This is a genomic window from Sphingopyxis sp. OAS728, from assembly GCF_014873485.1.
In the GTDB taxonomy this organism is placed as follows: Bacteria; Pseudomonadota; Alphaproteobacteria; order Sphingomonadales; family Sphingomonadaceae; genus Sphingopyxis.
The window spans coordinates 369,553-383,771 of record NZ_JADBDT010000001.1 but is presented as its reverse complement, the minus strand read 5'-3'; the positions used below and the strand labels follow the sequence as shown (position 1 = coordinate 383,771).

At 63.7% G+C, this 14,219-nt stretch carries 13 protein-coding genes; 11 read left to right on the top strand and 2 right to left on the bottom strand.

The window, feature by feature from the left end:
* Window positions 1-38: 38 nt before the first annotated feature.
* From pgi to GGC65_RS01915, 3 genes are all read left to right on the top strand, one after another.
* Window positions 39-1,544, top strand: coding sequence for a glucose-6-phosphate isomerase (gene pgi, locus GGC65_RS01925; RefSeq protein ID WP_192645615.1), 1,506 nt, complete (start codon window positions 39-41; stop codon window positions 1,542-1,544).
* Between the two features lie 111 nt (window positions 1,545-1,655).
* Window positions 1,656-3,002, top strand: a complete 1,347-nt coding sequence (gene gor / locus GGC65_RS01920; RefSeq protein WP_192645614.1) for a glutathione-disulfide reductase — start codon at window positions 1,656-1,658, stop codon at window positions 3,000-3,002.
* A 39-nt stretch (window positions 3,003-3,041) separates the two neighbouring features.
* Window positions 3,042-4,058: an NAD-dependent epimerase/dehydratase family protein gene (locus GGC65_RS01915; RefSeq protein ID WP_192645613.1), complete on the top strand. Its 1,017-nt coding sequence runs from the start codon at window positions 3,042-3,044 to the stop codon at window positions 4,056-4,058.
* A 94-nt stretch (window positions 4,059-4,152) separates the two neighbouring features.
* Here the strand turns inward: GGC65_RS01915 and GGC65_RS01910 are convergent, their stop codons facing one another.
* The gene (locus GGC65_RS01910; protein WP_192645612.1) at window positions 4,153-4,938 is read right to left on the bottom strand and encodes an SDR family NAD(P)-dependent oxidoreductase; all 786 of its coding nucleotides are present in this window, start codon (window positions 4,936-4,938) and stop codon (window positions 4,153-4,155) included.
* A 113-nt stretch (window positions 4,939-5,051) separates the two neighbouring features.
* On the opposite strand from GGC65_RS01910, the gene GGC65_RS01905 reads away from it, so the two are divergent.
* Complete coding sequence (locus GGC65_RS01905; protein WP_192645611.1) at window positions 5,052-5,948, top strand: LysR family transcriptional regulator; 897 nt, start codon at window positions 5,052-5,054, stop codon at window positions 5,946-5,948.
* Here GGC65_RS01905 and GGC65_RS01900 read toward each other — a convergent pair.
* Window positions 5,945-7,354, bottom strand: a complete 1,410-nt coding sequence (locus tag GGC65_RS01900) for a helix-turn-helix domain-containing protein (protein WP_192645610.1) — start codon at window positions 7,352-7,354, stop codon at window positions 5,945-5,947. The genes GGC65_RS01905 and GGC65_RS01900 overlap by 4 nt on opposite strands.
* Window positions 7,355-7,463: 109 nt before the next feature.
* Between GGC65_RS01900 and GGC65_RS01895 the strand changes: the two genes are divergently transcribed.
* The 7 genes from GGC65_RS01895 to GGC65_RS01865 all read left to right on the top strand — a co-directional run bounded on the left by GGC65_RS01895 (window position 7,464) and on the right by GGC65_RS01865 (window position 14,215).
* Window positions 7,464-8,996 carry an acyl-CoA carboxylase subunit beta gene (locus GGC65_RS01895; protein WP_192645609.1) on the top strand — a complete coding sequence of 511 codons (1,533 nt, stop codon included), beginning with the start codon at window positions 7,464-7,466 and terminating at the stop codon, window positions 8,994-8,996.
* 103 nt (window positions 8,997-9,099) lie between these two features.
* Complete coding sequence (gene mce / locus GGC65_RS01890) at window positions 9,100-9,549, top strand: methylmalonyl-CoA epimerase (RefSeq protein WP_192645608.1); 450 nt, start codon at window positions 9,100-9,102, stop codon at window positions 9,547-9,549.
* A gap of 82 nt (window positions 9,550-9,631) precedes the next feature.
* Window positions 9,632-11,779 carry a methylmalonyl-CoA mutase gene (scpA, locus tag GGC65_RS01885; RefSeq protein ID WP_192645607.1) on the top strand — a complete coding sequence of 716 codons (2,148 nt, stop codon included), beginning with the start codon at window positions 9,632-9,634 and terminating at the stop codon, window positions 11,777-11,779.
* Entirely contained in the window at window positions 11,776-12,213 is a 438-nt protein-coding gene (locus GGC65_RS01880) for a hypothetical protein (RefSeq protein ID WP_192645606.1), read from the top strand. Before scpA ends, GGC65_RS01880 begins: the two co-directional genes overlap by 4 nt.
* A gap of 19 nt (window positions 12,214-12,232) precedes the next feature.
* Window positions 12,233-13,264: a biotin synthase BioB gene (bioB, locus tag GGC65_RS01875; RefSeq protein WP_192645605.1), complete on the top strand. Its 1,032-nt coding sequence runs from the start codon at window positions 12,233-12,235 to the stop codon at window positions 13,262-13,264.
* A 241-nt stretch (window positions 13,265-13,505) separates the two neighbouring features.
* On the top strand, window positions 13,506-13,898 hold the full coding sequence (locus GGC65_RS01870) for a lysozyme inhibitor LprI family protein (RefSeq protein ID WP_192645604.1): 393 nt from the start codon (window positions 13,506-13,508) through the stop codon (window positions 13,896-13,898).
* Window positions 13,899-13,906: 8 nt separating this feature from the next.
* On the top strand, window positions 13,907-14,215 hold the full coding sequence (locus tag GGC65_RS01865; protein WP_192645603.1) for a hypothetical protein: 309 nt from the start codon (window positions 13,907-13,909) through the stop codon (window positions 14,213-14,215).
* Window positions 14,216-14,219: the final 4 nt, after the last annotated feature.

Sequence of the window (14,219 nt, the reverse complement as noted above, 5' to 3'; positions counted from 1 at the left end):
AAAGTTCGCGATTCACTCCCCCTGAAGGACAATAGACGATGACAACCGCATCCGACGCCTGGCAAGCGCTTTCGAACTGGCAGCCGCAGAAGCTGACCGACCTGGTCGCGACCGACCCCGAAACGCGCCTGCAGGCGATGGTGCGCAATGTAGCCGACATCCGCTTCGACTTCGCCAAGACTCACCTCGATGCCGCTGCTGTGGGCATCCTCTCGGGCCTCGCCGAAGCGCAGGATTTTGCGGGGCGGCGCAAGACGCTCTTTTCCGGAGGCATCGCCAACCCGACCGAAGACCGTGCCGCCGAACATAGCGCCGAACGCGGCGACGGCGCTCCCGAGTCGGTTCACGCCGCGCAGGCGCTGCACCAGCGGATGCGGATGATGATCGACGCGATCGAAGCCGGTGCGTTCGGCGAGATCCGCCACCTGCTCCACATCGGAATCGGCGGATCGGCGCTCGGTCCCGACCTGCTGATCGACGCGCTCGGCCGCCACAGCGACCGTTATGACGTCGCGGTGGTGTCGAACGTCGACGGGGCGGCGCTCGACGAGGCGTTTGCCAGGTTCAGCCCGGAACATACGCTGGTCGCGGTCGCGTCGAAGACCTTCACCACCACCGAAACCTTGCTCAACGCCAATTCGGCGCTGCAATGGCTCGAAGAGGCCGGCGTTGCAGACCCGGTTGGGCGCTTCATCGCGCTTACAGCGAAGCCCGAGCGCGCCATGGAATGGGGCATCGACGAAACGCGCATCCTGCCGTTCAACGAAAGTGTTGGCGGACGCTATTCGCTCTGGTCGTCGATCGGCTTTCCTGCAGCCCTCGCGCTTGGCTGGGACGCTTTCGCCGACCTGCTCGAAGGCGCGGCAGAGATGGACCGCCACTTCCGGCTTGCCGACGGTGCCGACAATATCTGCCTGCTCGCGGCATTCGCCGACCAGATCTACGCGAACCGCCTCGGCTGCCAGACGCGCGCGGTCTTCGCCTATGACGAGCGGCTGCGGCTACTCCCCGACTATCTGCAGCAGCTCGAAATGGAATCGAACGGCAAGTCGGTTACGCTGGACGGCCAGCCCGTCGGCCGCGAGAGCGCGCCGATCACTTGGGGCGGCGTCGGCACCGATGCGCAGCATGCGGTATTCCAGTTGCTGCACCAGGGCACGCGGCTTACGCCGGTCGAATTCGTCGTCGCGCGCGAGCCCGATCATCTGCTCGACGAAGCGCACCACGAAACACTGGTTGCGAATTGCATCGCGCAGGGCGCGGCGCTGATGACCGGGCGCGCGAGTGCCGACGGCGCGCGCAATTATCCGGGCAACCGTCCCTCGACGACGATCCTGCTCGACCAGGTGACACCGCGCAGCCTCGGCGCGCTGATCGCTTTCTACGAGCATCGCGTCTTCGCCAATGCCGTGCTGCTCGGCATCAACCCGTTCGACCAGTTCGGGGTCGAGCTAGGCAAGGAAATGGCGAAAGGCCTTGCCGAGGGGACGGTCGAATTCGACCCCGCGACGCAGGCGCTGATGCACGCCGCGCTCGGCGAGTGATCCCGCGCTCCATCACTGTGACCGCAAAATTCGATTGGCATCGTGCGGCGGTGTAACCACATAGGCCGCCGACGCGAATTGCACGCGACCACAAAGGATCAGGGGTTTTGAATGAGCGAGTTTGATTTCGACCTGTTTGTCGTCGGCGCCGGGTCGGGCGGGGTTCGCGCCTCGCGCATCGCCGCTTCGCATGGCGCGCGCGTTGCGCTGGCCGAGGAGTATCGTGTCGGCGGCACCTGCGTCATCCGCGGCTGTGTGCCCAAGAAGCTGCTCGTCTATGGCGCGCATTTCGCCGAGGACCTGAAGGACGCGCGCAAATTCGGCTGGGACGTGCCCGATTGCAAATTCGACTGGAATCGCCTGCGCGACAATGTGCTCGCCGAGGTGGACCGGCTCGAGGGGCTCTATGGCCAGACACTCGACAATCATAAGGTGACGTTGTTCAAGACCCGCGCGACGGTGATCGGCCCGCAAAAGGTGCGCCTCGCCGACGGGCAGGAAATTAGCGCCGAACGCATCCTGATCGCGACCGGCGGCTGGCCGCACGTGCCCGAATTCCCGGGCAGCGAACATGCGATCACCTCGAACGAGGTCTTCCATCTCGAAAGGCTGCCGAAGCGTGTGGTGATCGCGGGCGGTGGCTATATCGCCAACGAATTCGCGGGCATCTTCAACGAATTCGGCAGCAAGGTGACGATCGTCAATCGTGGCGACACCATCCTGCGCGGCTATGACGAGCAGATCCGCGACCGGCTGCTCCAGATTTCGATGACCAAGGGCATCGAATTCAAGTTCAACGCGCCGTTCAAGTCGATCGAGAAGAATGAAGACGGGTCGCTCACCGTCCACCTCGAAAATAGCGACCCTATCCAGGCCGACGCGGTGCTCGTCGCCGCAGGACGCGTGCCCAACAGCAAGGGTCTCGGGCTCGAAGAGGTCGGCGTCGAACTCGACAAGGATGGCGCGATCAAGGTCGACGAGACCAACCAGTCGTCGGTGCCGAGCATCTACGCGGTCGGCGACGTCACCAACCGCATCCAGCTGACGCCGGTCGCGATCCGCGAAGGGCAGGCGTTTGCGGACTCGGTGTTCGGCGGCAAACCGACCGTGGTCGATTATGCCAATGTCCCGAGCGCGGTGTTCAGCCACCCGCCGATCGGCGCCGTTGGGATGACCGAGGCCGAGGCGCGCAACAAGCTCGGCTCGATCCGCGTCTACACCAGCGACTTCCGCGCGATGAAGAATGTCCTTGCGGGCCGCAACGAGCGCGCGCTCTACAAGATGATCGTCAATGCCGCGACCGACCAGGTTGTCGGGCTGCACATGATCGGCCCCGACGCGCCCGAGATTCTGCAGGCCGCGGCGATCGCGGTAAAAGCGGGCCTGACCAAGGCCGATTTCGACGCCACCGTCGCGCTGCATCCGAGCATGGCCGAGGAACTCGTGCTGCTCAAATAATCCTGCTACCCTCCTCGCTCAACGAGTGGGGAGGGGCACATGACGGGCACGGCACTGGTTACCGGAGGCAGCGGCTATATCGCGGGCTTCCTCATCCGACAGCTGATCGACAATGGCTGGACCGTCCACACGACGGTGCGCAGCCTGAAACGCGAGCCCGAGGTTCGCGGATGGCTGAATGTCGACAACGACCGCCTCAGCTTCTTTGCAGCCGATCTCGAACATGATGCCGGCTGGGCGGAGGCGATTGTGGAGTGCACCCATGTCGCGCACGTCGCCTCGCCCTTTCCCTTGGGCGTTCCCAAACATGCCGACGAATTGATCGTCCCCGCGCGCGAAGGCGCGTTGAGAGCGCTACGTTTCGCGCGTGCGGCAGGCGTAAAGCGCTTCGTCCTGACCTCCTCAATGGCGGCGATCGCCTATGGTCATGGCAAGGGGCGTGATCTTTACAACGAAGCCGACTGGACCGACCTCGATAACCCCGAGGTCATGCCCTATCCGCGCTCGAAAACCGTCGCCGAACGCGCGGCGCGTGACTGGATGGCGGCCGAGGGCGGCGATATGGAGTTCGCCTCGGTCAATCCCGCCGCAGTGTTCGGGCCGCTGCTCTCGGACGACCTCTCGACTTCGATCGAGCTGGTGAAGCAATTGATCGAGGGCAAGGTGCCGATGTGCCCCGACATCGGCTTTGGGATCATCGATGTCCGCGACGTCGCCGAACTGCACTATCGCGCACTGACCGCACCCGCGATCCGCGACGAGCGCTATGTCTGCTCGGGACCGTTCCTGAAGATGATCGACGTCGCGAACATCCTGACCGAAAACCTCGGCGACAAAGCGAAGAAGGTGCCGACGCGCAAGATGCCCGACTGGCTGCTCAAATTGTTCGCGCTCGTCCGGCCCGAACTCAAGCAACTCGTCGCCGAACTCGGCAATGTGCGCGGCGGCGACAGCAGCCATGCGATGCAGACGCTCGGCTGGACGATGCGCACGCCCGAGGAAGCGATCCTCGCGACGGCGCATAGCTTGATAGAGCGGGGAATTGTGAAAACATAAATTCCCCTTCCCTTTATGGGAGGGGTTAGGGGAGGGCATGTCTAGGTCACAGACCCTCCCCCGACCCCTCCCGCAAGCGGGAGGGGCGTAGTCGTTACGCAATCGTCGGAACGATCCCGCCCTCGGCGCGGATCGCGGCGCCGTTGGTGACCGCCGCCAGCGGGCTCGCCAGATAGGTCACCATCGCGCCGATCTCGTCGGCCTCGATCAGGCGGCGGATCAGCGACAGCGGGCGCAGTTCCTCGAAGAAGGCCTTTTCGCGTTCGGCTTCGGGCGCATCGGGGTTGGACACCACCGAACGGATGAAGTCGGTGATCCCTTCCGACCGCGTCGGCCCCGGCAGCACGCTGTTGACGGTGACGCCGGTGCCCTTGGTCTGCTCGGCCAGCCCGCGCGCAATCGTGAGCTGCGCGGTCTTGGTCATACCGTAGTGGATCATCTCGGCGGGCGGCAGCAGCCCGCTTTCGCTTGCGATGAAGATCACGCGGCCCCAGTCCTTCTCGAGCATCTTCGGGAAATAGTGCCGCGACAGCCGCGCGCCGCTCACCACATTGACCTCGAAGATATTGTGCCAGTCGGCGTCGCTGATTTCGGCAAAGGCTTTGGCCTCATAGATGCCGAGATTGTTGACGAGAATATCGACCGCAGGAACCGCTGCAATCAACGCATCGGCGCCTTCGGCCGTCGCGGGATCGGCGAGGACCGCGCGGATCGTTCCCGACTGTGCCAATTCGGCCGCGGCCTCATCGAGCTTCTGCTGGTTGCGACCGGTGATGACGACATCGACACCTTCTTCGGCGAGGCGCTTGGCAATCGCAAAGCCAATGCCGGCGGTCGATCCGGTAACGAGGGCGGTCTTTCCTTTGAGTTTGAGGTCCATGACGAACTCCTTTCGCTTGGGTGCAATCTTATGGATGCAAGATAGCGCGACCCGCCATTGTTGATTAGAATGCGCTTCATCATTTCAGTGGTGATTCAAAATCAGGAATGGCGATGGACAACAGGTTCGGCGATATCGAAACCTTTCTGGCAGTGGCAAATGGCGGCAGCCTCGCGTCCGCGGCGAAGGCGCTGCGGTTGACGTCCTCGGCGGTCAGCCGCAGCATAGCACGGCTTGAGCAGCGTCTGGGCGTCACATTGATGCGCCGGACGACGCGTTCGCTCGCGCTGACGTCGGACGGCGAAGCTTATCGCGACCGGATGAGCGTCCTGCTCGCCGATATCCAGTCGGTCGAAGCGGGGCTGGGGCAGGAACAACAGGGGCCGCGCGGGCTGCTTCGCATCAACGCCTCGCCCTCGATCGGCACGATGGGCCTGTTGCCGATCCTGCCGCACTTTACAGCGCGCTATCCCGACATCACCGTCGATCTGACGCTATCCGATGCGATCGTCGATCTGGTCGAGGAGCGTGCCGACATTGCGATCCGCATCGGCCCGCTACGCGACACGAGCCTGCGTGCGAAGAAGCTCGGCCATAGCCGCATGGTGCTGGTGGCAAGCCCCGACTATCTCGCGCGGCGCGGTACGCCGCAAACACCCGACGATCTCGAAAAGCACGACTGCCTGCGCTTCAGCTTCCGCCGTTCGGTCGACAGCTGGCCCTTTCGCATCGGCGGCAAGATCGTGCAGCGCCCCGTCCACGGCAGCTTCTTCGGCAATTCGGGTGAGGTTGTGCGGCAGATGGCGGTCGCTGGCGGCGGCATCGCGCGGCACGGGCGCTTTCACGTTGCACAGGATATGGCGGCGGGGCGGCTTGTCGAAGTGCTGCCGGACTATAATCCGGGCGACGGAGAGGACATTCATGCGCTCTATGCACCCGAAGACCGGGCGGCGGCGCGCATTCGTGCCTTTCTCGATTTCCTGGAGGAGGAATTGGTGATCGAAGGCTAGCCGATCCGGTACGGCACGACGTCGCGCCGGTCGGGATCGACGAGGATCGGGCGGTCGCTTGGCGGAAAGGCGCGCTGATCGCAATCGTCGCGGGGGCAGATGCGACACGACAGGCCGATCCGTGTCGCCGCTTGCGGGGCGGCGACGTCGACCCCGTCGGCATAAACGAAGTCGCCAGCATATTGCGCCTCGCACCCCAGCGCGACGGCGTAGCGGCGTGGGCTGCGCGCGTAGCTACCCGACGGCTTCACCAGCCCCTTCGCCATCGACACATAGCGCAGGCCGTCGGGCGTCTCGGCCAGCTGGAACAGGATGCGGTCGGGGATAGCCGCGGCCTCGTGAACGATCCACAATGGGCAGGCGCCGCCAAAGCGTGCGAATTGCAGCCGCGTCGCGCTATGCCGCTTGGTGATATTGCCCGCCATGTCGACGCGGCAAAAGAACATCGGGATGCCGCGCGCGCCGGGCCGCTGGAGCGTCGAGAGGCGGTGGCACGCCTGTTCGAAGCTCACGCCATATTCGAGCCGCAGCCGGTCGATATCGTGCCGCACCGCACGCGCGCTGGCGCGGAAGGGGGCATAGGGCATCAGCACCGCGCCGGCGGCATAGTTGGCGAGGCCGACGTGGAGCAATTGGCGCGCCGCGGCGGTGCGGAGCGGCGAGGCTTCGACGACCGCCGCAATCTCGTTCGCCAAAGCGAGCGCCGCCAGCTGGTGCGCCAATTGGAACCGTCGGCTCTCGGCGGGCTGCGACGGGTCGATCACCAGGTGCCGCATCGTCGCATCGAAATCGCGAAGCGTCTGCGCCTGTTGATAGACGATCGAAATGCCGAGCGCGTCGCGCAGCCGCCGCTCGATCGTCTCGATGGCGGGGGAGGGATCCTTGCCGCGCAATTGCCCTGCCAAGGCCTCGGCGGCGCGGTCGATGCTGTCGACATAATTGCCGGCGTCGTGGAACCAGTCGCGAACTTCTTCCCACGGCAGGCGGCTTCCCTCGGCGGTGCCGCCGGTCAACGCCTCGTCGATGATCTGGAGCCGCTGCCCCGCGCGGCGATAGGCGGCGTGGAGCGCGACGAACTGGTCGGCGAGTTGCGGCTGCTGGAGCGCCGCGCGTTCGAGCTGCTCGGGCGGAAGCGGCGAGGCCGCGAACAGCGGATCGGCCGCCGCCTCGCGCAACGCGCCGGCGCGCCGGTCGCCCGCATCGGCCGCGACCTCCTCCCATTCGAGCGGAAACAGCTTTTGCAACCGGTCGAGCAGCGCCGGTGTCAGCGGGCGGTCGTCATGCTCGATCTGGCTGAGGTAGGAGGCGGAGATACCAAGCCGCGCCGCGAAATCGGCCTGGCGGATTCCCCGCGCATCTCGCAATTGGCGGAGTTGACGACCGGCAAAGAGGCGACGAGGCTGCACCGCAACAGGCTAGTTTGCAAATCATGACTTTGCAACTTTGCAAATTCACATTTGCATCGACTGTGCGAGCAAGGCAGATGGCACCGTCGCCATTGATGAAGAGGTCCGCATGTCCGCCAATATCGCCGAAATGGAACGCCGCCGCGCCGCTGCCCGACTGGGCGGAGGACAGAAGCGCATCGATGCGCAGCATGCCAAGGGCAAGCTGACCGCGCGCGAACGGCTCGACGTGCTGCTCGACGAGGGCTCGTTCGAAGAACTCGACGCCTATGTCGAGCATAATTGCACCGATTTCGGGATGGAAAATCAGAAGGTGCCGGGCGACGGCGTCGTCACCGGCAGCGGCACGATCAACGGCCGCCTCGTCTATGTCTTCAGCCAGGATTTCACCGTCTTCGGCGGCTCGCTGTCGGAACGGCACGCCGAGAAGATCATGAAGGTCATGGACAATGCGATGAAGGTCGGCGCGCCGGTCATCGGCCTCAATGACAGCGGCGGCGCGCGCATTCAGGAAGGCGTGGCCTCTCTGGGCGGCTATGCCGAGGTGTTCCAGCGCAACGTGCTGGCATCGGGCGTGGTGCCGCAGATTTCGCTCATCATGGGCCCCTGCGCGGGCGGCGCTGTCTATAGCCCCGCGATGACCGACTTCATCTTCATGGTGAAGGACAGCAGCTATATGTTCGTCACCGGTCCCGACGTCGTGAAAACGGTGACCAACGAGGTGGTGACGCAGGAAGAGCTCGGTGGCGCGATCACCCACACGACCAAGAGCTCGGTCGCCGATATCGCGTTCGAGAATGATATCGAGGCGCTGCTCGCGACGCGCGATTTCTTCGATTATCTGCCCGAAAACAACCGCAGCGGCGTGCCGGTGCGTCCGACAAGCGACCCCTATGATCGCGCCGAGGCGAGCCTCGACACGCTGATCCCGCCGAATGCGAACCAGCCGTACGATATGCACGAGCTGATCCGCAAAACGGTCGACGAAGGCGATTTCTTCGAGGTGCAGCCGGCGCACGCCGCGAACATCATCTGCGGTTTCGGGCGCATCGAGGGCCGCACGATCGGCATCGTTGCGAACCAGCCGCTGGTGCTCGCAGGCGTGCTCGATATCAACTCGTCGAAGAAAGCGGCGCGCTTCGTTCGTTTCTGTGATGCGTTCGAAATCCCGATCATCACCTTCGTCGACGTTCCCGGCTTCCTGCCCGGCACCGCACAGGAATATAACGGCATCATCAAGCATGGCGCGAAATTGCTCTTCGCCTATGCCGAGGCGACGGTGCCCAAGATCACGGTGATCACGCGCAAGGCCTATGGCGGTGCGTACGACGTGATGGCGTCGAAGCATCTGCGCGGCGATTTGAACTATGCCTGGCCGACCGCCGAGATCGCGGTGATGGGCGCGAAGGGCGCGGTCGAGATCATCTTCCGCAGCGACATCGGCGACCCCGAAAAGATCGCCGAGCGCACGAAGGAATATGAGGACCGTTTTGCAAACCCGTTCGTCGCGGCGCAGCGGGGCTATATCGACGAGGTGATCTACCCGCACTCGACGCGGAAGCGGATCGCGCTGGGGTTACGGAAGCTCAGGAACAAGAGTCTCGAGAATCCGTGGAAGAAGCACGATAATATTCCGCTTTAAGTTTTCGTCGTCACCCCGGACGTGATCCGGGGTCCCGCTTGTCGGCGTTCAAAAAGCAGGTGCCGGATCAAGTCCGGCATGACGAAATTGGAGAGAGTTTGAAATGAAACTAGGCCGCCTCAATCACATCGGCGTCGCGACGCCGTCGATCGCCGACAGCATCGTCTTTTATCGCGATGTGATGGGCGCGACGAAAATCCATGAGCCCTTCGACCTGCCCGAGCAGGGCGTGAAAGTGTGCTTTGTCGATACGCCGACCGACTCTTTGGGCCTTGGGGGGCTGAACGGCACACAGATCGAGTTGATCGAACCACTGCCGGGGAATGCATCGATCGCGGGATTTCTGCAAAAGAACCCCGCAGGAGGGCAGCATCATATGTGCTACGAGGTTCCCGACATCCATGCCGCCAAGGCCGAGTTCGAGGCGCTTGGCAAGCGCGTGCTCGGCGAGCCGCGGATCGGGGCGCACGGGACGCTGATCTTCTTCCTTCACCCCAAGGATATGGGCGGGGTGCTGACCGAGATTATGGAGACGCCGAAGGGCGATCATTGATTTGTGTTCCCCGGCGAAAGCCGGGGCCCATGACTGCACGAGGCCCCGGCTTTCGCCGGCGATCACAACGTAGAGACCGCATATGACCGACAAACCCACGCTCGACCAATGGGCCGCCGCCGCCGACAAGGAAGTGAAGGGCAAGGACCTCACTTGGACGACGCCCGAGGGGATCGACGTCAAGCCGCTCTACACGGCCGACGACGTCACCGCCGACCCCGGCCTGCCCGGCTTCGCGCCCTTCACCCGCGGCGTTCGTGCGTCGATGTATGCGGGGCGACCGTGGACGATCCGGCAATATGCGGGCTTCTCGACCGCCGAGGAATCGAACGCTTTCTATCGCCGCAACCTCGCTGCGGGGCAGAAGGGCCTGTCGGTCGCCTTCGACCTCGCGACTCACCGCGGCTATGACAGCGACCATCCGCGCGTCGTCGGCGACGTCGGCAAGGCGGGGGTCGCGATCGACAGCGTCGAGGATATGAAGATCCTGTTCGACGGCATCCCGCTCGACCAGATGTCGGTGTCGATGACGATGAACGGTGCGGTGATCCCCATCCTCGCCTTCTTCATCGTCGCGGGCGAGGAGCAGGGGGTCGAGCGCAAATTGCTCGACGGGACCATCCAGAACGACATCCTCAAGGAGTTCATGGTCCGCAACACCTATATCTACCCGCCCGAGCCGAGCATGCGGATCATCTCGGACATTTTCGGCTACACATCGCGCGAGATGCCGAAGTTCAACAGCATCTCCATATCCGGCTACCATATGCAGGAAGCCGGCGCGACGCAGGTGCAGGAGCTGGCCTTCACGATTGCGGATGGCGCGGAATATGTACGCTACGGCGTCGCCAGCGGCCTCGACATCGACAAGTTCGCCGGGCGCCTGTCCTTCTTCTTCGCGATCGGCATGAACTTCTTCATGGAAATCGCGAAGCTTCGCGCCGCGCGCGTGCTGTGGCACCGCGTGATGACCAATCTCGGCGCCAAGGACGAACGTAGCAAGATGCTGCGCACCCACTGCCAGACGTCGGGCGTCTCGCTGACCGAGCAGGACCCCTATAACAACGTCATGCGCACGACGATCGAGGCGATGGCGGCAATGCTCGGCGGCACCCAGTCGCTCCACACCAACGCGCTCGACGAAGCGATCGCGCTGCCGACCGATTTCTCGGCCCGCATCGCGCGCAACACGCAGATCGTCATCCAGGAAGAGACGGGGATGACCAAGGTCGTCGATCCGCTCGGCGGCTCCTATTATGTCGAGGCGCTGACGCAGGAACTGGTCGACAAGGCATGGGAGATCATCGAGCGCGTCGAGAAGGAAGGCGGCATGGCGAAGGCTGTCGCCGCCGGCTGGCCCAAGGCGATGATCGAGACCGCCGCCGCTGCACGGCAGGCGCGCGTCGACCGCGGCGACGACGTCATCGTCGGGGTGAACAAATATCGCCTGAAGGACGAGGATCTGCTGGAGACGCTCGAGGTCGACAACACCAAGGTGCGCGAGGCGCAGGTCGCGCGCATCAACAAGACCAAGGCGAACCGCGACGAGGCCGCGTGCCAGGCAGCACTCAAGGCGCTGCGCGATGCCGCGGCGGGCGAGCAGTCGATCGAGAACAACCTTCTTGCGCACGCGGTCGAGGCGGCGCGCGCCCGCGCCACACTTGGCGAAATCTCGTCGGCGATGGAAGAAAGTTTCGAGCGCTACGGTACCCAGCCGACCCCGGTGAAGGGCGTCTATGCTGCCCCCTATGAAGGCGACGACCGCTGGCAGCAGGTGCTCGACGGCGTGAAGGCAGTCGAGCGCCGCATGGGGCGCAAACCGAAATTGCTCGTTGCGAAGATGGGGCAGGACGGCCACGACCGCGGCGCGAACGTCATCGCTTCGGCATTCGGCGACATGGGCTTCGACGTCGTGTCGGGCCCGCTGTTCCAAACCCCCGAGGAAACCGTCGTGCTCGCGCTCGACGCGGGCGTCGATGTCGTCGGCGCGTCGAGCCTCGCCGCAGGGCACAAGACGCTGATCCCCGAACTCATCGGCAAATTGAAGGAGGCGGGCCGCGGCGACATCAAGGTGATCGCGGGCGGCGTCATCCCGCCGCAGGATTATCAATATCTCCGCGATGCGGGGGTGCAGGGCATCTATGGCCCCGGCAGCAATGTGGTCGAATGCGCCGCCGATGTGCTGCGCCTGCTCGGCCACAATATGCCGCCGCTGGAGGATGCCGCATGATCGCTTCGCTCGGTCTGATGCTCGCCGCTTTTTCGGTCGCTTCGGCGGATGCCGAGCCCGCGAGCCGTCCGAGCGAGTTCCGCAAGGATGTCGCGGTCGAACTGGTCTATCGGCAACAGATCGACGATGTCTATTTCACCGACTGGTACGGCCGCCTCGAAAAGAGCGATGGCGCCTGGCGCGACATCTATTTCGAGACGAGCGACAAATATGTGAACAAGGGGCTGATCCGGCTCAACTGCGACGATCCCGAAGCCGATATCGACTTCACGCTCTATGGCGTCGGCGAATATGACGACGCCGAAACCGGGCGACAGGTGACGATCAGCTATGGCGACCGCCGACCATGGGCGGACGGCAATTATCAGGACATGTTCGGCGAAACGCCGACGATCGAATTCTACGGCGCCGCGCTCGAGCGCTTCTGCAAATAACATCAAAGGGTCGAAATCCATGAACCTCTCCCAAACTGCCCCGCAAGACGATCAGGTGCGCACCGACTGGACGCGCGAGGAAATCGCCGAATTGTTCGACCTGCCGTTCGACGAGTTGATGTGGGAGGCGCAGGGCGTCCACCGCCGTCATCATGCGCGCGGTGAAGTGCAGCTTTGCACCTTGCTTAGCATCAAGACCGGCGGCTGCGTCGAGGATTGCGGCTATTGCTCGCAGTCGAAAAGCGCCGACAGCGGGCTCAAGGCCACCAAGCTGATGGACGTCCGCGCGGTGTTGCAGGCGGCGGCGCAGGCGAAGGATTCGGGATCCAAGCGTTTCTGCATGGGCGCCGCGTGGCGCAACCCCAAGGAACGCGACATGCCCGCGATCGTCGAGATGATCGAGGGGGTGCGCCAGATGGGCATGGAAACCTGTATGACGCTGGGGATGCTGACGAAGGAACAGGCGCAGACGCTCGCGGTCGCGGGGCTCGACTATTACAACCACAATATCGACACGAGCCCAGAAAATTACGAGAATATCATTTCGACCCGGACGTTTCAGGACCGGCTTGATACGCTGGAGGAAGTCCGCAATGCGGGCATCAACGTCTGTTCGGGCGGCATCGTCGGGCTGGGCGAGACGCGGGCTGATCGCGTCGGCTTCATCCACGCGCTCGCGACGCTGGAGCGGCATCCCGAAAGCGTGCCGGTCAACGCGCTGGTGCCGGTGAAGGGCACCGTGCTGGGCGACATGCTCGCCGACACGCCGCTCGCCAAGATCGACGATATCGAATTCGTCCGCACCATCGCGGTCGCGCGCATCACCATGCCCAAATCGATGGTTCGCCTGTCAGCGGGTCGCGAGAGCATGTCGGAGGCGACGCAGGCGCTCTGCTTCATGGCGGGCGCGAACAGCATCTTCACCGGCGACAAGCTGCTCACCACCGGCAACCGCGGCGACAATGCCGATGCTGCGCTGTTCGCGAAGCTGGGACTGCGCCCGATGGAGAGCGAAGAGCCGATGCGCGCACAGATGGAAGCCGCCGAGTGACGAAAAACCCGCTTCCTATCTGGTTCGTTTCGCTGCTCTGTTTGCCGCCTGCCTTCTTTTTTGGCGGTTTGGCGAACTATGTGCACGCCGAACGGCAAGAGGCGAGCGCTGTGTCATGGCTTTTGGGTTTCGAAATATTGCTTTGGGTCCTCGCGCTCGCGCTCGCCCTGTTTTGGACGCGGACGGTTACGCGGCGCCATCGCCTTTTTGCAGAAGACCGGCGCCCCAAGGAGACCAAAGGATGATTCTCGCCTCGCTGCTGCTCTTGGCGGTCGCCACGCAGGATCCGGAGATCGATTGCGACAATGCGATGGCGCAGTTCGAGCTCAACGCCTGCGCCTATAGGGAGTTCGAGCGCGCCGATGCCGCGATGAACGCGCAGTGGAAGGTGACGGCGGCGCGTATGAAGGCCATCGACGCCGACTTCGACCGCACGCAGGACAACCGCCCCGGCTATTTCGACACGCTTCTCGCGGCGCAGCGCGCGTGGCTTACCTATCGCGACAAGCAATGCGCGAGCGAGGGCTACACGATGCGCGGCGGCTCGGCCGAGCCGATGGTGATCAGCGGATGTCAGACGCAGCTGACCGATGCGCGCACTGCGCAGCTTAAAAGCTTGATCGAGGAGTACTGACGAAGGTGGTGGAACCTGGCTTCGCCGCAAACGAGCAAAGCAGCATCGCCACGCTGACGGTCGTTGCTGTTAAGCGTCGTGGCTGGTTTCGCGATGAGGTCGAACTAACTGCCGAGCAAGATATCACGGAGGAAAAGATAGAGGGTTGGGGCGCGTCTGTGCCGAGGCTTGAATTCTATCGGTTTCACATGGCCGCCGGCACTTCGATCATCGCTCGGATTCCCACGCGCTTTCGGGGGCGTGCTCATATCAGTTTGAAAGAAATCGGCGACTGCGACGGCCTACGCCAGCGCTGGGAAGAAATGGGAAGGTTTTAAGCCA

Excerpts from the sequence above, each read along its gene's own strand:
- gor (WP_192645614.1), top strand. The coding sequence starts at position 1,656 with ATGAGCGAGTTTGATTTCGACCTGTTTGTCGTCGGCGCCGGGTCGGGC.
- pgi (WP_192645615.1), top strand. The coding sequence starts at position 39 with ATGACAACCGCATCCGACGCCTGGCAAGCGCTTTCGAACTGGCAGCCG.
- mce (WP_192645608.1), top strand. The coding sequence starts at position 9,100 with ATGAAACTAGGCCGCCTCAATCACATCGGCGTCGCGACGCCGTCGATC.
- scpA (WP_192645607.1), top strand. The coding sequence starts at position 9,632 with ATGACCGACAAACCCACGCTCGACCAATGGGCCGCCGCCGCCGACAAG.
- GGC65_RS01905 (WP_192645611.1), top strand. The coding sequence starts at position 5,052 with ATGGACAACAGGTTCGGCGATATCGAAACCTTTCTGGCAGTGGCAAAT.
- GGC65_RS01915 (WP_192645613.1), top strand. The coding sequence starts at position 3,042 with ATGACGGGCACGGCACTGGTTACCGGAGGCAGCGGCTATATCGCGGGC.
- GGC65_RS01880 (WP_192645606.1), top strand. The coding sequence starts at position 11,776 with ATGATCGCTTCGCTCGGTCTGATGCTCGCCGCTTTTTCGGTCGCTTCG.
- bioB (WP_192645605.1), top strand. The coding sequence starts at position 12,233 with ATGAACCTCTCCCAAACTGCCCCGCAAGACGATCAGGTGCGCACCGAC.
- GGC65_RS01910 (WP_192645612.1), bottom strand. The coding sequence starts at position 4,938 with ATGGACCTCAAACTCAAAGGAAAGACCGCCCTCGTTACCGGATCGACC.
- GGC65_RS01870 (WP_192645604.1), top strand. The coding sequence starts at position 13,506 with ATGATTCTCGCCTCGCTGCTGCTCTTGGCGGTCGCCACGCAGGATCCG.
- GGC65_RS01895 (WP_192645609.1), top strand. The coding sequence starts at position 7,464 with ATGTCCGCCAATATCGCCGAAATGGAACGCCGCCGCGCCGCTGCCCGA.